This window comes from Xanthobacter autotrophicus ATCC 700552 (assembly GCF_043194565.1).
GTDB lineage: Bacteria > Pseudomonadota > Alphaproteobacteria > Rhizobiales > Xanthobacteraceae > Xanthobacter > Xanthobacter autotrophicus_F.
This window is the reverse complement of the sequence record NZ_JBAFVS010000002.1, coordinates 130129-153256: the sequence shown is the minus strand read 5'-3', so window position 1 is coordinate 153256 and position 23128 is coordinate 130129. Positions and strand designations below refer to the sequence as shown.

Annotated in this window: 20 protein-coding genes; 14 read left to right on the top strand and 6 right to left on the bottom strand. The window is 69.3% G+C overall.

Features of this window, described 5'->3' with window-relative positions:
- Window positions 1-191: 191 nt before the first annotated feature.
- From V5F48_RS02580 to V5F48_RS02565, 4 genes are all read left to right on the top strand, one after another.
- On the top strand, window positions 192-1112 hold the full coding sequence (locus tag V5F48_RS02580; protein ID WP_394039775.1) for a metallophosphoesterase family protein: 921 nt from the start codon (window positions 192-194) through the stop codon (window positions 1110-1112).
- 155 nt (window positions 1113-1267) lie between these two features.
- A complete protein-coding gene (locus tag V5F48_RS02575; protein ID WP_394039773.1) occupies window positions 1268-1777 on the top strand; it encodes a Spy/CpxP family protein refolding chaperone in 510 nt (169 codons plus the stop codon).
- A gap of 249 nt (window positions 1778-2026) precedes the next feature.
- Entirely contained in the window at window positions 2027-3280 is a 1254-nt protein-coding gene (locus V5F48_RS02570) for an MFS transporter (RefSeq protein WP_394039771.1), read from the top strand.
- A gap of 223 nt (window positions 3281-3503) precedes the next feature.
- Complete coding sequence (locus tag V5F48_RS02565; RefSeq protein ID WP_394039769.1) at window positions 3504-3977, top strand: hypothetical protein; 474 nt, start codon at window positions 3504-3506, stop codon at window positions 3975-3977.
- A 92-nt stretch (window positions 3978-4069) separates the two neighbouring features.
- Here V5F48_RS02565 and V5F48_RS02560 read toward each other — a convergent pair whose 3' ends face one another.
- Complete coding sequence (locus V5F48_RS02560) at window positions 4070-4996, bottom strand: LysR family transcriptional regulator (protein WP_394039767.1); 927 nt, start codon at window positions 4994-4996, stop codon at window positions 4070-4072.
- A gap of 121 nt (window positions 4997-5117) precedes the next feature.
- Between V5F48_RS02560 and V5F48_RS02555 the strand changes: the two genes are divergently transcribed.
- Entirely contained in the window at window positions 5118-5546 is a 429-nt protein-coding gene (locus V5F48_RS02555) for a DoxX family protein (RefSeq protein WP_394039765.1), read from the top strand.
- A gap of 254 nt (window positions 5547-5800) precedes the next feature.
- On the opposite strand, the gene V5F48_RS02550 is transcribed toward V5F48_RS02555, so the two are convergent.
- Window positions 5801-6808, bottom strand: a complete 1008-nt coding sequence (locus V5F48_RS02550) for a polyprenyl synthetase family protein (RefSeq protein ID WP_394039763.1) — start codon at window positions 6806-6808, stop codon at window positions 5801-5803.
- A gap of 126 nt (window positions 6809-6934) precedes the next feature.
- On the opposite strand from V5F48_RS02550, the gene V5F48_RS02545 reads away from it, so the two are divergent.
- The 5 genes from V5F48_RS02545 (at window position 6935) to V5F48_RS02525 (ending at window position 14217) form a co-directional block, all read left to right on the top strand.
- A complete protein-coding gene (locus tag V5F48_RS02545; RefSeq protein ID WP_394039761.1) occupies window positions 6935-7162 on the top strand; it encodes a putative signal transducing protein in 228 nt (75 codons plus the stop codon).
- Entirely contained in the window at window positions 7152-7949 is a 798-nt protein-coding gene (locus V5F48_RS02540) for a tRNA1(Val) (adenine(37)-N6)-methyltransferase (protein WP_394039759.1), read from the top strand. Before V5F48_RS02545 ends, V5F48_RS02540 begins: the two co-directional genes overlap by 11 nt.
- 521 nt (window positions 7950-8470) lie before the next feature.
- Window positions 8471-9382 carry a S49 family peptidase gene (locus V5F48_RS02535; RefSeq protein ID WP_394040153.1) on the top strand — a complete coding sequence of 304 codons (912 nt, stop codon included), beginning with the start codon at window positions 8471-8473 and terminating at the stop codon, window positions 9380-9382.
- Window positions 9383-9493: 111 nt separating this feature from the next.
- Window positions 9494-11197, top strand: a complete 1704-nt coding sequence (locus V5F48_RS02530; protein ID WP_394039758.1) for an NAD+ synthase — start codon at window positions 9494-9496, stop codon at window positions 11195-11197.
- A 233-nt stretch (window positions 11198-11430) separates the two neighbouring features.
- A complete protein-coding gene (locus V5F48_RS02525; protein WP_394039756.1) occupies window positions 11431-14217 on the top strand; it encodes a DUF2339 domain-containing protein in 2787 nt (928 codons plus the stop codon).
- A 3-nt stretch (window positions 14218-14220) separates the two neighbouring features.
- On the opposite strand, the gene V5F48_RS02520 is transcribed toward V5F48_RS02525, so the two are convergent.
- Both V5F48_RS02520 and V5F48_RS02515 read right to left on the bottom strand, forming a co-directional pair.
- Window positions 14221-14541, bottom strand: coding sequence for a YnfA family protein (locus tag V5F48_RS02520; protein ID WP_394040151.1), 321 nt, complete (start codon window positions 14539-14541; stop codon window positions 14221-14223).
- 29 nt (window positions 14542-14570) lie between these two features.
- Window positions 14571-15452: a 4-(cytidine 5'-diphospho)-2-C-methyl-D-erythritol kinase gene (locus V5F48_RS02515; protein ID WP_394039754.1), complete on the bottom strand. Its 882-nt coding sequence runs from the start codon at window positions 15450-15452 to the stop codon at window positions 14571-14573.
- 258 nt (window positions 15453-15710) lie between these two features.
- Between V5F48_RS02515 and V5F48_RS02510 the strand changes: the two genes are divergently transcribed.
- The 3 genes from V5F48_RS02510 to V5F48_RS02500 all read left to right on the top strand — a co-directional run bounded on the left by V5F48_RS02510 (window position 15711) and on the right by V5F48_RS02500 (window position 20533).
- Entirely contained in the window at window positions 15711-17450 is a 1740-nt protein-coding gene (locus V5F48_RS02510; RefSeq protein WP_394039752.1) for a tetratricopeptide repeat protein, read from the top strand.
- Window positions 17451-17570: 120 nt separating this feature from the next.
- Window positions 17571-19268: a formate--tetrahydrofolate ligase gene (locus tag V5F48_RS02505; RefSeq protein WP_394039750.1), complete on the top strand. Its 1698-nt coding sequence runs from the start codon at window positions 17571-17573 to the stop codon at window positions 19266-19268.
- Window positions 19269-19345: 77 nt separating this feature from the next.
- On the top strand, window positions 19346-20533 hold the full coding sequence (locus tag V5F48_RS02500; RefSeq protein WP_394039748.1) for an acetyl-CoA acetyltransferase: 1188 nt from the start codon (window positions 19346-19348) through the stop codon (window positions 20531-20533).
- Window positions 20534-20605: 72 nt separating this feature from the next.
- Here the strand turns inward: V5F48_RS02500 and V5F48_RS02495 are convergent, their stop codons facing one another.
- A complete protein-coding gene (locus V5F48_RS02495; RefSeq protein WP_394039746.1) occupies window positions 20606-21334 on the bottom strand; it encodes a DUF1223 domain-containing protein in 729 nt (242 codons plus the stop codon).
- 110 nt (window positions 21335-21444) lie between these two features.
- Window positions 21445-21819 carry a gamma-butyrobetaine hydroxylase family protein gene (locus V5F48_RS02490; protein ID WP_394039744.1) on the bottom strand — a complete coding sequence of 125 codons (375 nt, stop codon included), beginning with the start codon at window positions 21817-21819 and terminating at the stop codon, window positions 21445-21447.
- Window positions 21820-22027: 208 nt separating this feature from the next.
- Here V5F48_RS02490 and moaA point away from each other — a divergent pair, with 208 nt between their 5' ends.
- Window positions 22028-23074: a GTP 3',8-cyclase MoaA gene (moaA, locus tag V5F48_RS02485; RefSeq protein ID WP_394040149.1), complete on the top strand. Its 1047-nt coding sequence runs from the start codon at window positions 22028-22030 to the stop codon at window positions 23072-23074.
- Window positions 23075-23128 lie beyond the last annotated feature (54 nt).

Genomic DNA, 23128 nt, shown 5'->3' with positions numbered 1-23128 from the left:
AACCAGACTCGCGTTGAAAACCTTGGCCACTGCACTGCACCATGGAGCGGGCAGGACCGTGACGGCAACATCAACTTATTGCGGGCGGCCGCGTCGGCGCCCTTCCGCCAAGGCTGAGGCGGGGAGCGGGTGAACCGGGCGACCGATCTGCTATAAGGCCGGCGTTCGCGGCTGAAGCTGAGGTTTTCCGCATGTTCGTGCTGGCCCATCTCTCCGATCCCCATCTCGGCCCCATCCCCGAGGCGCGGATCTCCGAGCTTCTGGGCAAGCGCTTCTTCGGCATGATGAACTGGATCGGCGCGCGGCGGCGCAATTTCGGCGCGGCCACCCTCGCGCCGTTGATCGCCGACATGCTGGCCCAGGCGCCGGACCATATCTGCGTCACCGGCGATCTGGTGAACGTGAGCCTGCCGGCGGAATTCGACACCGGCGCCACCTTCCTCGCCTCCCTCGGCGCGCCCCAGAAGGTGAGCGTGGTGCCCGGCAACCACGATGCCTATGTGCGCTCGGCCATGCACTATCACCTGGAGCACTGGGCGCCGTTCCTCGCCGGCGACGACACCCACCCCCACACGCCGGTGGATGTGGACGCCTTCCCCTATGTGCGCCGGCGCGGGGCGGTGGCGGTGGTGGGCGTGTCCACCGCCGTGCCCACCGCGGTGTTCCTTGCCAGCGGGCACGCGGGTCGCGCGCAGCGGGCGCGGCTCAAGGCCCTGCTGGAGCAGCTCAAGGCCGAGGGCCTGTTCCGGGTGGTGATGATCCACCATCCGCCGGTGGGCGAGCGCCCCTTCCACCGCGACCTGCGCGACGCCGCGCAGGTGCGCGCGGTGCTGGCGGAGGCGGGGGCCGAACTGGTCCTGCATGGCCACGACCATCGCGCCTCCCTCGGCCAGATCCCGGCCGATGCCGGGCCAATCCCGGTGGTGGGCGTGCCCTCCGCCTCGGCCGGGCCCACATCGGAGCGCGGTCCCGGCGGCTATTGCCTCTATCGCATCTCCGGTGCGCCCGGGGCTTGGCGCTGCGACATGGAACGGCGCGGCTACGCAAAGGACGCGACGAGCGTCCAGTCGCTGACGCGGCAGGTGCTCATCGGGGAAGAGTATCCATCCTGACCGCTGTGGCGAAAGAGCGCCGACGAAACGGCCTGGATATGACTGATTGTAGGAAAGTGTAATAACTTGTAATTAAAGGCTGATTACAGAACTTTAAGTTGTCCGCGGGCGGCGCCCGGCCGATGCTTCCTTCGCCCTTTGAAGGAGGACTGCACATGAAACGAGCCGTCATTGCCGCCACCGCCGCTGCACTCATCGCCGGCTCGGCGGCGACCTTTGCCGCCAATTCCAACGCCGGTCCCGACACCGGCGGACGCTGGCATCCCAGCGCCGAGGATCGCGCCATCCTGACCGACGCGCGCATCGTCGCCCTGAAGACCGCGCTCAAGCTGACCCCCGACCAGGAGAAGCTCTGGCCCGGCGTGCAGTCGACGCTGCAGCAGGTGTCGAAGGATCGCATGGCCCGCCGCGATGAAGCCCGCGCCGTCCGTCAGGCTGCCCGCGACGCCAACACGGCACCCGATCCCATCGCCCGCATGCGCGCCATGGCCACCCGCATGGATGCCGGCGCCACCGACCTGCGCAAGATCGCCGACGCCGCCGATCCGCTCTACAAGACCCTGGACGACGGCCAGAAGCAGCGCCTGAACCTGATGCTGCGCCAGCAGTTCCACGGCGGCGGCGGGCATCACGGTCCGCGCGGCGACGGCCCCCGCCGCGGCTGATCGGCTGACCCCTGCGGTATCGGTTCACGACCGATGCCGCAGGGGTCCGCCCCGGCAATTCCAACGCCTTGATCGACGGCCGGTGATCCCGTCATCGGCCATCGCGGTCGGCGCAGCGCTGCATCCAGCCGCGCCTTTCATGAGGGTCCTTCATGGGTCCGTTGATCATTATTGATTTTCATTAGGCCCTGCCAATCCATAGAATGGCGAGTGAAAGGCGCCACCAGGTGCCGCACAGCGAGTCATTCCATGTCTGCCACGTCCTCGGTGCCGGCGCCCTCCGGCGCGCGGCATGCGCTTCCGGCCATGCTCATTCTGGTCGCCGGCTGCGTCATCGCCCTCATCACCTTCGGCCCGCGCTCGGTGTTCGGCCTGTTCCTCTTGCCCATGTCGCAGGAGTTCGGCTGGGGGCGTGACGTGTTCGGCCTCGCCGTGGCGCTGCAGAACCTGCTCTGGGGCCTCGGCTCGCCGTTCGCGGGCGCCATTGCCGATCGCTTCGGCACGGTGCGGGTGATGTGCTGCGGCGCGCTGCTCTATGCCGCCGGCCTCGTCCTCATGGCCTATGCCGATACGCCCGGCATGCTGCATCTCACCGCCGGCGTGATGGTGGGCTTCGGCCTGTCCGCCGCCTCGTTCAACCTGGTGCTGGCCGCCTTCGGCAAGCTTTTGCCCGACCAGTGGAAGTCCATCGGCTTCGGCGCGGCGACCGCGGCGGGCTCGTTCGGCCAGTTCCTGTTCCCGCCGCTCAGCCGCGCGCTGATGGACACCATCGGCTGGCACGAGACGCTGATCGTGTTCGGCGCCGCGCTGCTCATCGTCATGCCGTTCTCGCTGGCGCTGGCGACCCGCGGGGTCGCCGCGGCAAAGCCGGGCGCGGCGGCTGCGGCGCCGCAGCAGGGCATCGGCGCCGCCATCGGCGAGGCGCTGCGCCACCCGAGCTACGTCATGCTGGTGCTCGGCTTCTTCACCTGCGGCTTCCAGCTCGCCTTCGTCACCGTGCACATGCCGGCCTTCCTCGTGGATAACGGCATGAGCCTGTCGGTGGGCGCCTACACGCTGGCGCTGATTGGCCTGTTCAACATTTTCGGCTCGCTCACGGCGGGCTACCTGTCCAGCCGGGTCTCGCGCAAGTGGCTGCTGGCGTGGATCTATGCCGGGCGGGGCGTGGCCATCGCCGTGTTCGTGCTGATGCCCATCACGCCGCTCAGCTGCTACGTGTTCGGGGCGGCCATGGGCTTTTTGTGGCTCTCCACCGTGCCGCCCACCTCGGGCCTGGTGATGCTCATGTTCGGCACCCGCTACATGGCCATGCTGTACGGCTTCGCCTTCTTCTCCCATCAGGTGGGCGGCTTCCTCGGCGTGTGGCTGGGCGGGACGCTCTATGTGGCCACGGGCTCCTACAACTGGGTGTGGTGGCTGTCGGTGGCGCTGTCGTTCGCCTCCGCCGCCATCAACCTGCCCATCAAGGAGCGCCCGGTGGCGCGGGCGCCAGTGGCGGCTTAGGGCCTACCTGCTCTAAACCTCCGCCACAGTTCGGGCACGCCGGGCGTTTAAGCCCCAACCAGAGGTCGGAACCGCGCCCCTTTCGCGACATGGAAGGCACGGTCCCGGCAAAATCCGCCGCGGTGGGAGACTTGGGTGTTCTCCTGCTGTTCCGGACTCTTGACAACAACCCGTGGTCTCTGCGCAACGTGGTGGGGATCCAACAGGTATTCGCGAACGAGCCATGCGCAGCATCCTTTTCGCGGCCTTGGGCTTTGCCGCATTCGCCAGTGGCCCGGCCTTAGCCCAGCAGAACTCCGGCCAGCAGCTCTCCGCCCAGCAGGCGCGCGAGTTTGCGGTGGGCAAGATGTTCTCCTTCAGCTGCTTCGAGGGATCGAAGGGGGCAGGGCGAATCTACCCCGACGGCTCCGTCGCCGGCATGATCACCATGCCCGACAGGGAGCCGCGCTTTGTCCGGCTGCCGGCCAACACCCTGCGCGTGCGGGGGGAAAATGTGTGCGGCTTCGTCAAGGGCATGACCTTCGAGCCCTGCTTTGATCTGGTGAAGACCGGGCCGGGCTCCTTCCGCGGCTCGCTGGCCGGCGTGCAGACCATGTGGTGCGAGTTCGTGAGCGCGGGCGGGGACAAGTCCCAGGTGGCCTCGCGCCGCGCCAAGTCCAAGCCCCGCAGCTCCACCGCCGAAGCCTCCGCGGAATAATCCCGGCCGGTCAGACAGCCCGTCGGCCGTCGGCCTGAGCCTGCGCGAGGTCGTCCCGGCGGCGCTCAAGGCAATGCCGTCGGCGCGGGTCTTCAGCCTTCGACCGACAGGCCTTCCGCCGTCGCCATCGCCTCGCGACCTTCGATGCGCCCGCGCAGCTTGCCGATCTCGCGGCCCGCATGCTCCATGAAGGTGCGCACCCGCGCCGTGGCCTTGATGTCCGGATGGGTGAGCAGCCACAGGCCCGATTCCACATCCGCCTGCGGCGGCATGACCTGGACGAGGCCGGGCGTCACCGCGGCGATGAAGCAGGGCAGCACCGCGAGCCCGATGCCCTCGGCCGCGGCTTCCGCCAGCCCCAGCACCGTGTTGACCCGATAGATGATGCGCTCTTCATCCACCCGCTCGCGCAGCCATTTGGCTGGCTTGATGCCGCCGAGATTGTCGGAAAACCCGATCCAGTCGTAACGCCTGAGGTCGCTGGTGCCGAGCGGGGTGGCGGGGGCCAGATCGGCACGGGCATAGATGGCCCAGGCGATGGAGGCCATGCGCCGGCCCACCAGCGTGTCCCCGGGCCGGTCGCTGGCGCGGATGGCCACGTCGGCGTCGCGCTTCGACAGGCTGAGGGACTGGTTGGAGATGACCACGTCGAGCCGGATCTCGGGGTAAGCCTTGAGGAAGGAGGCGAACACGGGCGTGAGCATGTGCACCAGCAGGGTGTCGTTGGTGGTCACCCGCAATTCGCCGGAGGGGCGCAGGTCCTGGCCGGTGATTCGGCGCTCCACGGAGAGCACCTCGTCGGCCATGCGCTCGGCGAGGCGGACCATCTCCTCGCCGATGGCGGTGGGCACGTAGCCGGAGCGCGCGCGCTCGAACAGCCGTGCGCCGAGCTGGTCCTCCAGGGCGCCGAGCCGGCGGAACACGGTGGAGTGGTTGACCCCCAGCTGCTCGGCCGCGCCCGCGAGCGAGCCGCTCTGCGCGATGGCCTGCACCAGGCGGAAATCGTCCCAGGCGATCATTGCAAAACCCACGCACGCATTTGATTTGCGCAAATGCAAACTTCAACTTGATTTCCTGAGTATGGCGTTGCGGCTTTGCGAAAGCTAGAGGTGGTGCCACATCAAACCGGAGATCACTCCCATGGTTGACACCCGCACCGCCCCCTACGGCCTCTTCCTCCTGCGCGTGGCGCTGGGCCTCATGTGGCTTTCGCACGGCCTGATGAAGGTATTCATCTTCACCGTTCCCGGCTTCGCCGGCTTCCTCACCAACAAGTTGGGCCTGCCCGGCTTCCTCGCCATCCCCTTCATCGCGGCCGAAGTGATCGGCGGCCTGCTGCTCATCGGCGGCGTCTATGCCCGCCAGGTGGCCATCCTGCTCATCCCCGTCATGCTCGGCGCCCTCAACTACCACCTGCCCAACGGCTGGGTGTTTTCCGCGGCCGGCGGCGGCTGGGAATATCCCGCCTTCCTCGTGGTGACGTCCCTGGTGGTGGCCCTCGCCGGTGAAGGCGCCTATGCGCTGAAGCCCGCCGCCCTCATCCCCGGCGGCCGCCGCGCCCTCGCCTGATCCTTTCCCCGCGAGCACGAAAAAGGCCGGCTCCGCGAGGGGCCGGCCTTTTGTGTTTCAGAGCGTTTTCGAGCGAAGTGGATACCGGTTCGCGTAAAGAAAACGCGTAAACTCAATGACCTAGAGCATTTCCCCGATTCAGTGAAACGGGGAAATGCTCTAGAGGCGTGTCGCGCCTCGTGGGCCATGAGCCAAGCCCGCGCGGCGTTTGAGCGTGCCCATTTGGTCTCGGTCAAAGACCGAGGCCGATGGCATCAATGGGCGCGGGAGAGGCAGAAATCCACGGCTTCCATCAGCGCGTCCTTGGCCGGGCCGTTGGGGAACAGGGCCAGCGCATCCTTGGCGATGGCGCCGTAGTGGCGTGCCCGCTCCACCGTATCGGCGATGGCCCGGTGGCGCGTCATCAGGCCGATGGCCTGGGCGAGGTCGGCATCGTTGCCCTCGCCCTTTTCCAGGCAGCGCTGCCAGAAGGCGCGCTCGGTGGCGTCGCCGCGGCGGAAGGCGAGCAGCACCGGCAGGGTGATCTTTCCCTCGCGGAAATCGTCGCCCACGTTCTTGCCGAGCTTGGCCTGGCTGCCGCCATAGTCGAGGGCATCGTCCACCAGCTGGAAGGCGATGCCGAGATTCATGCCGTAGGAGCGGCAGGCGGCCTGCTCGGCCTTGGGCCGCTGGCCCAGCACCGCGCCCACTTCGCAGGCGGCGGCGAACAATTCGGCGGTCTTGCCGCGGATGACGGCGAGATAGTCGTCTTCGGAGGTGGCGGTGTTCTTGGCGGCGGCGAGCTGCATCACCTCGCCCTCGGCGATGACGCAGGCGGCGGTGGCGAGGATGTCAAGGCAGGTCATGGAGCCCACCTCCACCATCATCTTGAAGGCCTGGCCCAGCAGGAAGTCGCCCACCAGCACACTGGCCTCGTTGCCCCACAGCTTGCGGGCGGCCAGCTTGCCCCGGCGCATGTCGCTCTCGTCCACCACGTCGTCGTGGAGGAGGGTGGCGGTATGCATGAACTCCACCGACGCCGCGAGCTTCACATGGCCGTCGCCCCGATAGCCGGAGAGCGCCGCGCAGGCGAGCGTCAGCATCGGCCGCAAGCGCTTGCCGCCGGAGGAGATGAGGTGGTTCGCCACCTCGGGAATCATCGCCACGTCGGAGCCGGTGCGCGCCAGGATGGTGGCGTTCACACGTTCCATGTCCGCTTTCACCAGGGCAACCAGGGCCTCGATGGACGGCTCGTTGGGCTCGAACGGTAGGACGAGGGCCAAGAAACGCTCCCGCTTGTCTTTCTTTGGGGCGCACCATAGGGATGCTGACGGGCAACGTGCAAGCGCCGGGCGGTTTTCTTAATGCCGGGCCGCTGCGCACATTGCCGCTAGGTCGGGTGGAATACGATGCAGGAGCTGGTGCGGACCAACGATCTGGTGCTCATCGGCGCCATCGAGGCGCTGTTTGCCTCTGCCCAGATCGGGCACATGGTCGCGGACCAGTACATGAGCGTCATGGAAGGCACCATCGGTATCCTGCCCCGCCGCCTGCTGGTGGTGGACGAGGATGTGGATCGCGCCCGGCGGCTGCTTCAGGAGGCCGGCTTCGGCGCGGCGCTCCGCGATGCCAGCTGACGAAGCGGCATCCACCGTCGCCGGCGCCATCACCACCGACAGTGTTCTCGGCGGATGCCTGACGCTGCGTCAGCCGCTGGCCGGCCACCGGGTGGGGCACGACGCCCTGCTGCTGGCCGCCTTCGCTCCGTCCGACCGCCGCCGCGTCGTGGATCTCGGCGCGGGGGTGGGCAGCTGCGGCCTCGCCTTCCTCACCCGCGTGCCGCAGGCGCAGGCGGTGCTGGTGGAGATTGCGCCGGAGCTGGCCGATCTGGCGCGGGACAATGCGGCGTTGAATGGCCTGTCCGCGCGGGTCGAGGTGGTGGCGGCCGATGTCACCGGCCTCGGCCGGCCCTCCGGGCCCGCGCTGCCGCCGGCGGGGGCGGCGGACCTCGTGCTCACCAACCCGCCCTTCAATGATACGGCGCAGCACCGCACCTCCCCGGATGATGCCCGCGCCCGCGCCCACATGGCGGGTAGCGCGTTGCTGAAGGACTGGGTGCGCGCCGCCGACCGCTGCCTCGCGGCGCGGGGCGTCATCTGCCTCATCCATCGGCCGCAGGCGCTGGCGGAGCTTCTCGCCGCCCTCGATGGCCGCTTCGGCGCGGTGGAGATTTTGCCGGTGCATCCGCGTCCCGACCGGCCGGCGGTGCGGCTTCTGCTGCGCGCGGTGAAGGGGCGCCGGACCCCGCCGACGCTGCTGCCGGGCCTTATCCTCGCCGCGGCGGACGGCACCCCCACCGCCGCCGCCGATGCGGTGTTGCGACACGGCGCAGGTCTCGCGCAGGCGGGTCTCGCGCAGACCTGAAGGTGGGCGGCGTTTCAGTTCGAAGATCTGCCGCTGCGACCGGGACGCGGCGGAACCCTCTCCCGCTCCGAAGCCGGATGTTTCCGGCTTCGGCTCTTTGGGAGCCGAACTCGGCAACAGCCGAGTTCGGGTGAGCCGGATGTTTCCGGCTTCGGCTCTTTGGGAGCCGAACTCGGCAACAGCCGAGTTCGGGTGAGCCGGATGTTTCCGGCTTCGGCTCATGGGAGCCGAACTCGGCAACAGCCGAGTTCGGGCGGGGGAGGGCAGGGAGGGGGCAAGCCCTCTCCGCCGTCCCGCCGCTGGTTGTCTGCCCCGGCGCCTCTGCCCCCTCCCCAACCCTCTCCCGCAAGCGGGAGAGGGAGTCGGCCGGCGCGGGGTGGAGAGCAGGGTTCACCGGCGGCTCTTTTCAAACTGAGGCGCAGTCCTGAAGGTGCGCGGCTTGGGTACTGTCGCCTTGAGCGCGTCACGCCTTGAGCGCGTCACGCCTTGAGCGCGTCACTTGCGCACCCTACATCTGGACCATGGCCGACAGCTTCCTCTCCTCCCTTTCGCGCCGCGTCAGCGGCATCCTCCCCAAGGCGTGGCGCCGGGACCTGCCGGTGGTGCCGGTGGTGCGGCTCTCCGGCGCCATCGGCATGCAGACGACGCCGTTCGCGCGCAGCCTGTCGCTGGCCGGCACCGCGCAGGCGCTGGACAAGGCCTTCGCCGTGAAATCGGCGCCGGCGGTGGCGCTGCTCATCAATTCTCCGGGCGGCTCGCCGGTGCAGTCGCACCTGATCTTCCGGCGCATCCGCGCGCTGGCGCAGGAGAAGGAGAAGCACGTCTTCGCCTTCGTGGAGGATGCGGCGGCGTCCGGCGGCTACATGATCGCCTGCGCGGCGGACGAGATCTTCGCCGATCCCTGTTCCATCGTCGGCTCCATCGGGGTAGTGACGGCGGGCTTCGGCTTCGACAAGGCCATCGAGAAGCTGGGGGTGGAGCGGCGCGTCTACACCGCCGGCACGCGCAAGGTGACCCTCGACCCGTTCCGCCCCACCCAGCCGGAGGACGTGGAACGGCTGGACGTGCTCTTGAAGGAACTCCACACCGTGTTCGTGGACCTCGTGCGGTCGCGGCGCGGCGACGCGCTGCCGGCCGACGACGAGACCCTGTTCTCCGGCGAGTTCTGGCTCGGCACCCAGGCGGCGGGCCTCGGCCTCGTGGACGGGCTGGGCGACGTGCGCTCCATCCTGAAGGCGCGCTATGGCGAGGAGGTGCGGATGCCGCTGGTGCAGGGCGCCTCCGGCTTCCTGCTGCGCCGGCCAAGTGGCTTTTCAGGTGGCTTTTCAGGTGGCCTTTCCGGAGCGCTGGCCGGCACCCTCGCCGCGCAGGCGGTGGACGGCGCCATGGCGGCGGCGGAGGAGCGCGCCTTGTGGTCGCGGCTCGGTTTGTGATCGACAAAAAGCGCCATCCGGGCCGTCGTTTTGGCGCCGGATGAGGCAGATTTTGCGCCTGCCCTTTTCTTGCCCTTTCCCCCCTTCGCAGCTGGGGTTAAATCCGATTTCATGACCATCATCGAGACCAGCCGCGAGATCGGCCCCGCATCCGACGCTCCCGTCGATACCCTTTTCATCGCTGTCGCGCAGCTCAACCCCACCGTGGGCGACGTCGCGGGCAACATGGACCTTGCCCGCCGCACCTGCGCCGGCGCCGGCGCGGCGGGGGCGGACCTCGTGGTCTTCCCCGAGTTGTTCATCGCCGGCTATCCGCCCGAGGACCTGGTGCTGAAGCCGGCGTTCCAGCAGGCCTGCCGCGCCGCCATCGAGACCCTGGCCGCCGAGACCGCGGACGGCCCGGCCCTCCTCATCGGCGCGCCGTGGGTGGAGGAGGGCAAGCTCTACAATTCGGTGCTGCTGCTGGAAAACGGCGGCATCTCCGCCGTCCGCCACAAGGTGGACCTGCCCAATTACGGCGTGTTCGACGAGAAGCGCGTGTTCACCCCCGGCCCGCTGCCGGGGCCGATCCCGTTCAAGGGGGTGCGCCTCGGCGTGCCGATCTGCGAGGACATCTGGGGCGCCGACGTGGTGGAGTGCCTCGCCGAGACCGGCGCGGAACTGCTCATCGTGCCCAACGGCTCGCCCTATCGCCAGAACGTCTATGCCGAGCGCGAGAACGTGGCGGTGGCCCGCGTGGTGGAAAGCAGCCTGCCGCTGCTCTATGTGAACCAGGTGGGCGGGCAGGACGAACTGGTGTTCGACGGCGCCTCCTTCGCCCTCAATCCCGACCGCTTCCTCGCCCTGCAGTTTCCCGGCTTCATGGAGCGGGTGCGCATCTCCAAGTGGCAGCGCTTCGAGAACGGCTGGAAGTGCCTCGGCGCCAACCTCGCCGACCGCATCGAGGGCGATCAGGCGGACTATGCCGCCTGCGTGGTGGGCCTGCGCGACTATGTGAACAAGAACCGCTTTCCCGGCGTGGTGCTGGGGCTGTCCGGCGGCATCGACAGCGCCATCTGCGCCGCCATGGCGGTGGATGCCCTGGGGCCGGAACGCGTCCACTGCATCATGCTGCCCTATCGCTACACTTCCGGCGACAGCCTCGCCGATGCCGCCGCCGTGGCGCAGGCCCTGGCCGTGCGCTACGACATCGTGCCCATCGCCGCCGGGGTGGAGGGCATGGAATCAGCGCTCGCGCCCCTGTTCGAGGGTACCCAGCGCGACGTGACGGAGGAGAACCTCCAGTCCCGCGTGCGCGGCGCGCTGCTCATGTCGGTGTCCAACAAGTTCGGCGCCATGGTGGTCACCACCGGCAACAAGTCCGAAATGTCCACCGGCTACGCCACCCTCTATGGCGACATGAACGGCGGCTACAATCCCATCAAGGACCTCTACAAGACGCAGGTGACCCGCCTGTCGCGCCTGCGCAACCGCTGGAAGCCGGCGGACGCCCTGGGGCCGGACGGCGTCGTCATCCCCGACAGCCTCATCGACAAGCCGCCAACCGCAGAATTGCGCGAGAACCAGAAGGATCAGGATTCCCTGCCGCCCTATGCGATGCTGGACGCCATCCTGGAACGCCTGGTGGAACGCGAGCATTCGGTGGCCCAGATCATCGCCGACGGCTTCGACGCCGCCACGGTGACGCGGGTGGAGCGGCTTTTGAACATCGCCGAATACAAGCGCCGGCAGGCGGCGCCGGGGGTGAAGGTGACGGGCCGCAATTTCGGCCGCGACCGGCGCTATCCCATCACCAACCGCTTCCGCGAGGGGTGAGGCGACAGGACATCGCCGGCCGGCGTGGCCCGCCGGCGTGTCCATGCTACCGCTGCCTGAGTTGCCAAAATCCTTTTTTAAATTGAGCACTTAACGCGGCTCAGCTAGCGTTGCGCCGGGCGCTGCGCTACACCCCGATGCCTTAAGGTTCGCGCGTGCACGTTTCGCTTCGTGCACGGTTCCCTTGGGGGGAGCCGGCCGAAGGCTGGCGTGGCAGCAGACGGGTGCATGCGATGGACGAGTGGGCGCTTCTCATTCTGGTGGTTCTCGCCTTTCCGGTGATGTCGCTGGTCGCCTTCGTGTTCGTCCTCAAGCACCGGGGCCGCATCCGTGTGCTGGAGGCCAGGGTCGCCGCGCTGGAGGCGCAGGCCTTCGGCCTCGTTCCCGATGCGCCGCCCGCCGCTGTCCCGCTGCCCTCGGGTCCGATCACGCTGGCGCCCTTCGCGCCCCGGCCGCCTGAACCCGCATTGCCGCCGGTCGTGCAGGCGCCGCACGTGCAGGACGTGACGCGCCCGCCGTCGCTGTCGGCCCCTGTGCAGCCTGAGGATGACGCGCCGCCGGTCCCGCCCCGTCCGGGCTTTGATGCCGGCCAGCTCAAGGAGCGCTTCGCCGGGTTCGAGGAGAAGGTGGGCGCGCGCTGGGCGGTGTGGGTGGGCGGCCTCGCTCTGGCGCTGGGCGGGGTGTTCCTGGTGCGCTTCGCCGTGGAGCAGGACCTCATCGGCCCGGCCATGCGGGTGGGGCTCGGCCTGCTGCTGGCCGCCGCCTTGCTCGCCGGTGGCGAAGTGCTGCGCCGTCGCGCCCGCAGCGAAGAGCCGGCCGAGGCGCTGGCCCATCTTTCCGTCGCCCCCTCCGCCGGCCCCTTTGCCGGGTTGGGGCGCGTGCCCGACGTGCCGAGCGTGCTCACCGCCGCCGGCACCATGACCGCCTTCGGCAGCGTCTATGCCGCCTATGAGCTGTATCACCTCATTCCGCCGCAGGTCGCCTTCCTGCTGCTGGCGGCCACCGGCGTCGCCACCCTGCTGGCGGCCCTGCTGCATGGCCCGGCGCTGGCGGCGCTGGGCTTCATCGGCGCGGCGGTGACGCCCTTCCTCATCACCTCGCAGGAGCCCAATGCCTGGGGCGTCGCCCTGCTCATCGCCGCGGTGGCCGCGAGCGCCCTGGGCGTGGCGCGGGTGCGGCGCTGGGCGTGGCTGGCCTTCATCGCCATCATCGGCGTGGTGGCATGGGGCCTCACCCTTTTGGTGTTCGGCGTGCCGCAGGCGGTGAGCGCCTCGGGCGCGCTGGGGCTGGTGCTGCTGGCGCTGACGGCTTTGCTGCTGGCGCCGCGCCTGTTCTGGGGCCCCGATACCGGTCCGCGGCCGGAGCCGATCTCGATCCTCGGGGCGGCGGGCGCCCTGCTCGTCACCGCCGTGGCGGCGGTGGACGGGAAGCTGGGCGGGGAGATGGGCGCGCCGGCCCTCGCCGTCTTCGTGCTTGCCGCCGTGGGCGTTCTGGCGCTGGCGTGGCGGGTGAAGCCCATGACATTCGCCACGCTGGCGGTGGCGGTGCTGGCCCCGGCGATCCTGACCCAATGGGTGTTCCCGCCCGAGCCGGGCACGGCGCTGGCGCCCGCAGGCCCCATGGCCGGCGCGCTGCCGGAGCCGGCGCGGCTCTCGCTTGGCCATTTCATGGCCTACGCATTCGGGATGGGCGCGCTGATGCTGGGGGCGGGCCTTGCCGGCGCGTGGCGCGGCGGGCGGTTCCTGGTGCTCGTCGGCTGGGCGGTGACGGGCACCCTCGGCCCGGTGCTGATGCTGATCGCCGCTTATGCGCGCCTCACCGAGCTGGACCGCAGCGTGCCGTTCGCGGCGCTGGCGCTGGCCCTCGCCTTGCTGTTCACCCTCGCCGCCGAGCGGCTGTCGCGGGCCACCCGCGCCTATGGCGGCACCATCTTTGCCGCCGGCGCGGTGGTGACCCTTGCCCTCGCGCTCACCTTCGCGCTGGAGAAGGGCTGGCTCACGGTGGGCCTCGCGCTGGCGGCGCTGGGCGTGGCGTGGATTTCCACCCTGCGGCCGCTGCCGGGCCTGCGCGCCTTCTCCGCCGGGCTCGCTTTGGTGGTGCTGGGGCGCATCATCTGGCTGCCCACCATCGCCGTGGACCCGGGCGCCACCCCCATCTTCAACTGGCTGCTGTGGGGCTATGGCGTGCCGGCCTTCGCCTTTGCCGGCGCTGCCTTCCTGCTCGCCAAATCGGGCGACGACTGGAGCCGCCGGGTGCATGAGAGCCTCGCGCTGCTGTTCGCGGTGATGCTGGCGGCCACGCAGGTGCGCCACCTCGCCCATGGCGGGGATATCTATGCCAGCGGCACCCGCCTGTTCGAGACCGGGCTGCTCGCCACCATCTATGGCGCCTATGCGGTGGGCCTGGCGCGCCTCGCCGCCATCACCGGGCGCGGCTTCTACCGCCTGTTTTCCGACCTCGTCGCCGCCATCGCGGCGCTTTGCGCCCTCAACGGGCTGGCTGAGAACAACCCGTTCATGACGGGAGAGAGCATCGGCGGGGTGGTGTTCAACGACCTGCTGGTCGCCTTCGCGCTGCCGGCGGTGCTGGCGCTGGTGTTCGCCGGGGTGCAGCCGGTGGCGCGCGGGCGGGTGAAGCTGGCGGCGGGCGGGCTCGCCATCGTGCTGGCGCTGGCCTACATCACCTTCGAGGTGAGCCGCCTGTTCCAGGGTGACGTGCTCGATGCCGACAAGATCAGCTCGGCCGAGTGGTACGCCTATTCGGCGGCGTGGCTGGTGTCCGGCATGGTGCTCCTGGGCATCGGCCTGTGGCGGGGATCGCGCACGTTGCGCCTCGCCTCGGCGGCGGTGATGGTGGCAACCGTGCTGAAGGTGTTCCTCTCCGACATGGCAGACCTGGAGGGCGTGCTGCGCGCGGTCTCCTTCATTGGCCTCGGCCTGGTGCTGGTGGCCATGGGCTGGGTCTACCAGCGCCTCCTGGCGCGGGAGAAGGCGGCGCCGCGCGGGCCGGGGCCGGCCTGAGATTCACCCCCGCGGGCCGAAGACGATGACCGCCGCCCCGGCGAGGCACAAGGCCGCGCCGGTGGCGTCCCAGCGGTCGGGGCGCACGCCCTCCACACTCCACATCCAGACCAGCGACGACAGGATATAGATGCCGCCATAGGCCGCGAACGCCCGGCCGGCGGCTTCCGCCTCCACCAAGGTGAGGGCATAGGCGAAGGCGGCGAGGCTGGCGATGCCGGCGATGAGCCACCACGGTGAGCCGCCGAGGCGCACCACGTGCCAGAAAGCGAAGCAGCCGGCGATTTCCCCGAGGGCGGCGAGCAGGAAGGCGGGCAGCGTCATGGAGGGCAGCGTCATGGTAGCGTTCAGCCCTATCTCAGCACCGTGGGCTTCACCCACCAGCCGGGCTCCTGCGCAAGCACGCGCCGTGCCAGCGCGGCGGCGGTGCGGCAGCTGTCGGTGAGGGCGAACACGGTGGCGCCGGAGCCGGACATGCGCACGAGGCGCGCCTCGGGGCCGGCGGCGAGCAGCGCCATGGCCCGGCCGATCTCGGGCGCCAGCGCCAGGGCGGGCGGCTCCAGATCATTGGGCAGGCCGGCGAGAAATGCGCGCAGGGCGGCCCCACTCCCCATCGTCGCCTCCGGCAAGCCGTCCGGATGGGTGGGGCCGGGCAGCGCCGCGCCGGGCGCAAGGCCCAGCGCCCGGAACACGCCGGCGGTGGGCACCGCGACGCGGCAATTCACCAGCACCGCCGACAAGGGCGGCACGGCGAGGGGGGTGGAGAGCACGTCGCCGACGCCGCGCATCAGCCGCGCCCGCGGATCAAGGCACACCGGCACGTCCGATCCGGTGGCGCGGGCGGCGGCAAACAGGCGCGGATCGTCCAGCGCCACGCCGTTGAGGCCGGCGAGCAGGCGCAGCGCCGCGGCGGCGTCGGACGAGCCGCCGCCCAGCCCCGCCGCCACCGGCAGCCGCTTTTCCAGCACGAAGCGGCCGAGCCGCGCGCCGGGCACCCGTTCCGCAAAGGCGCGGGCGGCGCGCAGCACCAGATTGTCGGCGTCCGGGCCGGCGGCGGCGGCGGTGGGGCCGCAGACCTCCAGCGCCAGCGGGCGGTCGGGATGAAGGAAGACGAGGTCGCCGGCGCCGGCAAAGGCGACGAGGCTCGCGAGATCGTGAAAGCCATCGGTGCGACGGCCTTCGATGCGCAACGTCAGGTTGATTTTCGCCGGGGCGCGCGCGCGCATCAGTTCCATGGGCGGGCTTATAGCAGATCGGACCGGGCCGTCACGCCCGCGCGCGGCTGTACGCGGCGGCTGAACTGGGCTGGATTTTCCGCACCGCACACCACCCTGGGATGCGGGCCAGGATGCCTCCCCCGTGGCATTACGCGCACGTAACTTGCGGCGTCACAGGAAAGCCGCCATCCTCCCGCCATCTCGCCCCGCTTGGATCCTTCACCAGTATCTCTGGCGCGCAACCGGCAGGGACGGCATTTTCAGGACATACGATCGGTGACGACTGCACGCCCCTTCTTCTCCGTGGCCCTCGCGGCCGGCTTTGCTGCGGTGCTCCATCTCGCGGCGAGCCCGGCTCGCGCCGAAGCGGTGCCCGACGTCGACACCTCGCTCGCCGGCAATTATCTCGCCGCGCGGCTCGCCAGTTCCGAGCGTGATTCGGATGCGGCGGTCACCTACCTGCGCAATCTGATGAAGCTCGATGCGCGCAACGACGAGATCGTCGAGCGCACCTTCTTCGCCATGCTCATGGACGGCGCCATCGACGACGCCATGAAGCTCGCCGACCGGATGGTGAAGGCGGACCGCACCCACCGCATCGCCCGGCTCGCCCTGTCCGTGCGCGCCATCAAGAAGGCCCACTACCAGACCGCCCGCACCAACCTCGCGCTGTCCGTGCGCGGCCCCATCGGCGATCTCACCGCCACGCTGCTGGCCGCCTGGACCTTCTACGGCTCGGGCAACACCAAGGGCGCGGTGGAACTGATCGACCGCCTGGAAGGCCCCGACTGGTACGTGCCCCTGAAGGAGCTGCATGCCGGCCTCATGCTCGATGCCGCCGGGCAGAAGAAGGAGGCGGGCAAGCGCCTCGAGCAGGCGATGAAGATCGATCCCGGCTCGCTGCGCGCCATCGATGCCTATGCCCGCTGGGCCTCGCGCAACGAGAGCATCGATGCGGCGCTGGCCGCCTATGCCAGCTTCGACAAGCAACTGCCGAACCACCCGGTGGTGCTGGCCGCCATCAAGGAGCTGAAGGCGGGCAAGACTTTGCCGCCTTTGGTCAAGACCGCGCAGGAGGGGTCCTCCGAGGTGCTCTACGGCCTCGGCTCCACGGTGGGCCGGCAGGGTGGCGAGGACCTCGCCCTCGTCTATCTCCAGCTCGCCATCTGGCTGTATCCCGAGCATCCCTTCGCCGGCCTGACCCTCGCCGACCTCTACGAGCAGCTGAAGCAGCCGGCCAAGGCCATCGAGGTCTATGAGAGCGTGCCCGACACCTCGCCGCTGAAGCGCAACGCCGAGGTCCAGCTCGCGGTCAATCTCGACGCCGCCGACAAGTTCAACGATGCGCGCGCCCATCTGGACAAGCTGATCGCCGCCGATCCCAAGGATATCGAGGCCATCGTCGCGTTGGGCAAGATCCAGCAGGCGCGCAAGATGTTCTCCGATTGCGCCGGGACCTATACCAAGGCCATCGCCCTCATTCCGGAGCCGAAGAAGGGCAATTGGGCGCTGTTCTATTTCCGCGGCATCTGCAACGAGCGCTCGAAAAACTGGCCGGCGGCGGAAGTGGACCTGAAGAAGGCGTTGGAGCTGAACCCGGACCAGCCCCATGTGCTCAACTATCTGGGCTACAGCTGGGTGGACCAGGGCATCAACCTCGACCAGGGCGTCGAGATGATCCGCAAGGCGGCGAAGCTGCGGCCCGACGACGGCCCCATCGTCGACAGCCTGGGCTGGGCCTATTACCGCCTCGGCCGCTACGACGAGGCGGTGGTGGAGCTGGAGCGCGCCATCGAGCTGATGCCGCAGGACCCGGTCATCAACGACCATCTGGGCGACGCCTACTGGAAGGTGGGCCGCAAGCTGGAGGCGGGCTTCCAGTGGGCCCACGCCCGCGACCTCAAGCCTGAGCCGGACGACCTCACCAAGATCGTGCAGAAGATCGACAAGGGCCTCGACGCGGTGGACCAGCCGGCACCGGTCCGCAAGGCCGAGGAGACCCAGAAGGGCGGCTGAGGGCGGCGCGCCGCCTCAAGGCCCTGTCGTTGCTTCTCTGAGGGCAAAGCATTTTTGCCGGCGCCATGCTTCCCCCGGGCGGCGGGACCCGATAGGGTCGCGCCGCCCGGGGACTGATGCATGCACGAAACAACCGCCCGCCCGCTCGATCCCTCGTCCGACGCCGCCATCGCCGCCAGCGTGACGCCCCGGCCCATCGCCGAGGTGGCGGACGACCTGGGGATCCCGGCGGACGCGCTCTACCGCTATGGGCCGCACAAGGCCAAGGTGGCGCTGGATTTCATCGCCGGGATCGAGCAGCGGCCGCGCGGGCATCTGGTGCTTGTCACCGCCATCAACCCGACCCCGGCGGGGGAGGGCAAGACCACCACCACCATCGGCCTCGGCGACGCGCTGGCCCGGCTCGGGACCCGCGCCGCCGTGTGCCTGCGCGAACCCTCCCTCGGCCCGGTGTTCGGCGCCAAGGGCGGCGCCACCGGCGGCGGACGGGCGCAGATCATCCCCATGCAGGACATCAACCTGCATTTCACCGGCGACCTCCACGCCATCACCGCCGCGCATAACCTTTTGTCGGCGCTCATCGACAATCACATCCACTGGGGCAACGGCCTCGATCTCGACGCCCGGCGCATCAGCTGGCGGCGGGTGATGGACCTCAACGACCGCGCCCTGCGCCACGTTACCGTGGGCCTCGGCGGTCCCGGCAACGGCTTCCCCCGCGAGGACGGCTTCGACATCACGGTGGCCAGCGAGGTCATGGCCATCCTGTGCCTTTCCACCAGCCTTGCGGACCTGGAGGAGCGGCTGTCGCGCATGGTCATCGGCCAGACCCGCGGGCGCCGGCTGGTGAGCGCTGAGGAACTGGGCGGCGTCGGCGCCATGGTGGCGCTGCTGCGCGACGCCTTCCAGCCGAACCTGGTGCAGACCATGGAGGGCACCCCCGCCTTCGTCCATGGCGGCCCGTTCGCCAACATCGCCCATGGCTGCAATTCGGTGATGGCCACCAGGACCGCCCTCGGCCTTGCCGACGTGGTGGTGACCGAGGCCGGCTTCGGCGCCGATCTCGGGGCCGAGAAGTTCCTGGACATCAAGTGCCGGCAGGCCGGCCTTGCCCCCTCCGCCGCCGTGGTGGTGGCCACCGTGCGGGCGCTGAAAATGCATGGCGGCGTCTCGCTCAAGGAACTGGCCACGCCGGACGTGCATGCGGTCACGCTCGGCTGCGCCAACCTCAAGCGCCACGTGGAGAATCTGGAGAAGTTCGGCCTGCCGGTGGTGGTGGCGCTGAACCACTTCACTTCCGACACGCATGAGGAGACGCAGGCCGTGCGCGCCGCTCTGGCGCCTTTGGGCGTGGGGGTCCACGTCTGCGGCCATTGGGCGAAAGGCGGCGCCGGAGCTGAAGATCTGGCCCGCGCGGTGCTGGAACTGGTGGCCCGTCCCTCCACCTTCCACACCCTCTATCCCGACCAGCTGCCGCTCACCGCCAAGATCGAGACCATCGCCCGCGAGATCTACCGCGCCGCCCGTGTGGACATCGCCCCCGCCGCCGCCCGCAAGCTGCACGAGTTCGAGATCGCCGGCTACGGTGACTTGCCGGTGTGCATGGCGAAGACGCAATATTCCTTCTCCGCCGATCCGGCGGCGCGCAACGCGCCGGAGGGCCATGTGCTGCCGGTGCGAGAGGTGCGGCTGTCCGCCGGTGCCGGCTTCGTGGTGGCGCTGGCGGGGGACATCATGACCATGCCGGGCCTGCCCTCCGCCCCGGCCGCCGAACAGATTTTCGTGATGCCGGATGGCTTTATCGCCGGCCTGTCATAAGGGCCGCCGCACGCCTATCTGAGCCAGGACCAACTTTGGCCGACACCAATGCGGCGTCACGCCGCCGGGAGAACGACATGCCTGCAGGAGATTTGGAGACCAAGGCCGCCATCGTGGGCTGGGCCCATTCGCCCTTCGGCAAGCTTGAGGATGCCGACACCGAGGCGCTGATGGGCCGGGTCGCCGGCGCCGCCATCGAGCATGCGGGCCTTGCCCCCTCGGATGTGGATTCCATCCATGTGGGCGTGTTCAACGCCGGCTTCCAGAAGCAGGACTTCCAGGGCGCCATGCCGGCCCTGAGCGTGCCGGAGCTCGCCCACACCCCGGCGGTGCGGGTGGAGAATGCCTGCGCCACCGGATCGGCCGCCATCCACTCGGCGCTCAATTATATCGAGAGCGGACAGGGCCGCATCGCCCTCGTGGTGGGGGCGGAAAAGATGACCGCCAAGCCCACCGCCGAGGTGGGCGACATCCTGCTCAACGCCTCCTACCGCAAGGAAGAGGCGGACATCGACGGCGGCTTCGCCGGGGTGTTCGGGCGCATCGCGCAGGCCTATTTCCAGCGCTATGGCGACCGCTCCGAGGAACTGGCGCGCATCGCCGCCAAGAATCACAAGAATGGCGTTTCCAATCCCTACGCCCAGATGCGCAAGGATTTCGGCTTCGAGTTCTGCAACACCATTTCCGAGAAGAACCCCTATGTGGCCGGCCCCCTGCGGCGCACGGACTGTTCGCTGGTGTCGGACGGCGCCGCGGCGCTGGTGATCGCCTCGCCCGACGTGGCGCAGACCCTGCAGCGCGCCGTCGCCTTCCGCGCCCGCGCCCATGCCAACGACATCCTGCCCTTGTCGCGGCGCGATCCCATCGCCTTCGAGGGCGCCCGCCGCGCCTGGGTGAAGGCGCTGGAGCAGGGCGGCATCAGCCTCGACGACCTCGACCTGGTGGAAACCCATGACTGCTTCACCATCGCCGAGCTGATCGAATATGAGGCCATGGGCCTCACGGCCCCCGGCGAGGGCTACAAGGCGGTGCGCGAGGGCTGGACGCAGAAGACCGGCAAGCTGCCGGTGAATGCCTCGGGCGGGCTGAAGTCCAAGGGCCATCCCATCGGCGCCACCGGCGTGTCCATGCACGTGCTCTGCGCCATGCAGCTCATGGGCGAGGCCGGCGACATGCAGATCGCCGACGCCAAGATGGCCGGCATCTTCAACATGGGCGGCGCGGCCGTGGCCAATTACGTCTCGGTGCTCGAACGGGTGAAGTGAGGGAAGGGGGCCGATGGCCCCCTATCCCGCCGGCGCCGCGCCGACGGTTGCCGGTCTTGCCCTGCGTGGGCTTCATTCCGTCACGGCCGACAGGATCGCTCCACCGGACGGAAGCTGGACCAGGATCGCGGTGCGCAGTCCGGGCGGCGTCTCGCTTCGGGCGATGCGGAGCGGCATGCCGTCCCAGCCGCCGAGGCGCTCCAGCCGGTGCACAACGCGCACGTGGGGCAGGGTGCGGCCGGAATTCTCACCGCGCCGCACCGGCACCTCCACGATGTTCGGATCATAGGCCACGAGCCAGATGTCGGCCTCGGCCGCCGGCTCGGCTCCCCGGCCGATGGACACTTCCCGTGACCCCAGCGTGATGTGCGGCCCGCTGAGCGTCGGGGCGCTTGAAATGGCGTGCTCGATCTCCGCCAGGTTGAAGCCGACGCGGCTGATGCGGCCGTTCACCACCATCTGCGGCGTGAACGGCCCGCGCTCGCCCAGTTGCGGCTCATAGGCATACTGGCGCCGGGTGAATTCCGGCTTGCCGAAGGTGTCGCGCCAGCCGAGATGGTCCCAATAGGTGACGCTGAAGCTGAGGGCCAGCACGTCCGGCCGCCGGCTGAGGGTGACGAGGTTGGCGTCGGCCGGCGGACAGGAGGAGCAGCCCTGGCTGGTGAACAGCTCCACCACGGTGAGGCGCTGGTTCTGCGGCGCGGCGACCGCCGGTGTCGCGGCGGCAGTGGCGAGCGCCACCATCAGGCCGACGGTGTGCGTCAGGCGTGCGCGTCGGGAAGGGCGTGTCAGTGCGGGCATCGGCGTTCTCCGGAGCTTGGCGCCGTTCGCCGCGACACGGCCGAACGCGCTCTTTGAGCGCTTCGGCCGGGGCTTGTGCCGGGTTACACCCTCACGTCATCGTGCGTGCCTCACCCCCGTGACAGGCCGTTGTCCTCCAGGGCCTTGAGATAGGCGCCGAATTTCTCCTCCTGCTCGACGCCGTAGGCGTGGAGCAGCGGCCAGGTGTAGAGGCCGGTGGAATGGCCATCGTCGAAGATGAGCCGCACGGCGTAATTGCCCACCGGCTCCACCTGGGCGATGCGCACATTGCGCTTGCCGGGCACGAGGATCTTCTCCTCCGGATTGTGGCCCTGCACCTCGGCGGAGGGGCTTTCCACGCGCAGGTATTCGGCCGGCAAGGTGAAGCTCTGGCCATCATCGAAGGTGACGGCGAGGGCGTGCCGCTCATTCACCACGCGCAGCTCGGTGGGCCATGCCGCGGCGGGGGCAGTCGCTGTGGGCATTTCGTTCTCCAATCGCACGTTCGGGCGCTGCCACACCGGAATGTGTAGCGGCCCCGACCCTATCCATGGGTTGCTTGAATACGATATATAGAGCGTGCGCCGAAGTCCGCGCACTGCCGCAGCCTGCAGTGCCTGACCTTCGAGATCGGCAGGAAAGCCGGCGGGAGAAGCGGCGCAGGGTGGATGTGGGAGTGGTCTCGTGAGCGATGTGTTGAGGGATCTGATCGACAGGCCAAGCGTTGCAGCGGCGGCTCAGGCCGGGCCGCTGGTGGATACGTTCGGCCGCGCCGTCACCTACCTGCGCGTCTCGGTGACCGACCGCTGCGATTTCCGCTGCGTCTATTGCATGGCCGAGCACATGACCTTCCTGCCCAAGCAGGACCTGCTCAGCCTGGAAGAGCTGGACCGCCTGTGCAGCGCCTTCGTGCAGCGCGGGGTGCGGAAGCTGCGCCTCACCGGCGGCGAGCCGCTGGTGCGCCGGGATGTGATGACCCTGTTCCGCAGCCTGTCCCGGCACATGGAGACCGGCCAGCTGGAAGAGCTGACCCTGACCACCAACGGCTCCCAGCTTGCGCGCCACGCGGCCGACCTTGCCGCCTGCGGGGTGAAGCGCATCAACGTTTCCATCGATACGCTGGACGTGGCGAAGTTCCGCGCCATCACCCGCTGGGGCGAACTGTCCAAGGTGCTGGAGGGCGTGAAGGCCGCCAGCGCGGCCGGGCTCAAGGTGAAGATCAACGCGGTGGCGCTCAAGGACGTGAACGAGCACGAGATCGCGTCCATGATGGAATGGGCCCACGGCGAGGGGCACGACCTCTCCCTCATCGAGGTGATGCCGCTGGGCGAGGTGGGCGAGGAGCGGGTGGACCAGTATCTGCCTCTCTCCGACGTGCGCGCGCGGCTGGAAGAGCGCTTCACCCTCACCGATATCGATTATCGCACCGGCGGGCCGGCCCGCTATGTCGAGGTGAAGGAGACCGGCGGGCGCCTCGGCTTCATCACGCCCATGACCCATAATTTCTGCGAGGGCTGCAATCGCGTGCGGGTCACCTGCACCGGCACCCTCTACATGTGCCTCGGCCAGGACGATGCGGCGGACCTGCGCGCGCCGCTGCGGGCCTCGAAGGACGATGCCCTGCTACAGGGGGCCATTGACGAGGCCATCTTCCGCAAGCCCAAGGGCCACGATTTCGTCATCGATCGCCGCACCCGCCAGCCGGCGGTGAGCCGCCACATGAGCACCACCGGCGGCTGATGCCCCCCTCGGTAACGGGCTGATCCTGACCGGCGGGTTGTGTCCGGCGCCCTA

Coding starts and splice junctions, on each gene's coding strand:
- V5F48_RS02580 (WP_394039775.1), top strand. CDS start 192: ATGTTCGTGCTGGCCCATCTCTCCGATCCCCATCTCGGCCCCATCCCC.
- V5F48_RS02575 (WP_394039773.1), top strand. CDS start 1,268: ATGAAACGAGCCGTCATTGCCGCCACCGCCGCTGCACTCATCGCCGGC.
- V5F48_RS02570 (WP_394039771.1), top strand. CDS start 2,027: ATGTCTGCCACGTCCTCGGTGCCGGCGCCCTCCGGCGCGCGGCATGCG.
- V5F48_RS02565 (WP_394039769.1), top strand. CDS start 3,504: ATGCGCAGCATCCTTTTCGCGGCCTTGGGCTTTGCCGCATTCGCCAGT.
- V5F48_RS02560 (WP_394039767.1), bottom strand. CDS start 4,996: ATGATCGCCTGGGACGATTTCCGCCTGGTGCAGGCCATCGCGCAGAGC.
- V5F48_RS02555 (WP_394039765.1), top strand. CDS start 5,118: ATGGTTGACACCCGCACCGCCCCCTACGGCCTCTTCCTCCTGCGCGTG.
- V5F48_RS02545 (WP_394039761.1), top strand. CDS start 6,935: ATGCAGGAGCTGGTGCGGACCAACGATCTGGTGCTCATCGGCGCCATC.
- V5F48_RS02540 (WP_394039759.1), top strand. CDS start 7,152: ATGCCAGCTGACGAAGCGGCATCCACCGTCGCCGGCGCCATCACCACC.
- V5F48_RS02535 (WP_394040153.1), top strand. CDS start 8,471: ATGGCCGACAGCTTCCTCTCCTCCCTTTCGCGCCGCGTCAGCGGCATC.
- V5F48_RS02530 (WP_394039758.1), top strand. CDS start 9,494: ATGACCATCATCGAGACCAGCCGCGAGATCGGCCCCGCATCCGACGCT.
- V5F48_RS02525 (WP_394039756.1), top strand. CDS start 11,431: ATGGACGAGTGGGCGCTTCTCATTCTGGTGGTTCTCGCCTTTCCGGTG.
- V5F48_RS02520 (WP_394040151.1), bottom strand. CDS start 14,541: ATGACGCTGCCCGCCTTCCTGCTCGCCGCCCTCGGGGAAATCGCCGGC.
- V5F48_RS02515 (WP_394039754.1), bottom strand. CDS start 15,452: ATGGAACTGATGCGCGCGCGCGCCCCGGCGAAAATCAACCTGACGTTG.
- V5F48_RS02505 (WP_394039750.1), top strand. CDS start 17,571: ATGCACGAAACAACCGCCCGCCCGCTCGATCCCTCGTCCGACGCCGCC.
- V5F48_RS02500 (WP_394039748.1), top strand. CDS start 19,346: ATGCCTGCAGGAGATTTGGAGACCAAGGCCGCCATCGTGGGCTGGGCC.
- V5F48_RS02495 (WP_394039746.1), bottom strand. CDS start 21,334: ATGCCCGCACTGACACGCCCTTCCCGACGCGCACGCCTGACGCACACC.
- V5F48_RS02490 (WP_394039744.1), bottom strand. CDS start 21,819: ATGCCCACAGCGACTGCCCCCGCCGCGGCATGGCCCACCGAGCTGCGC.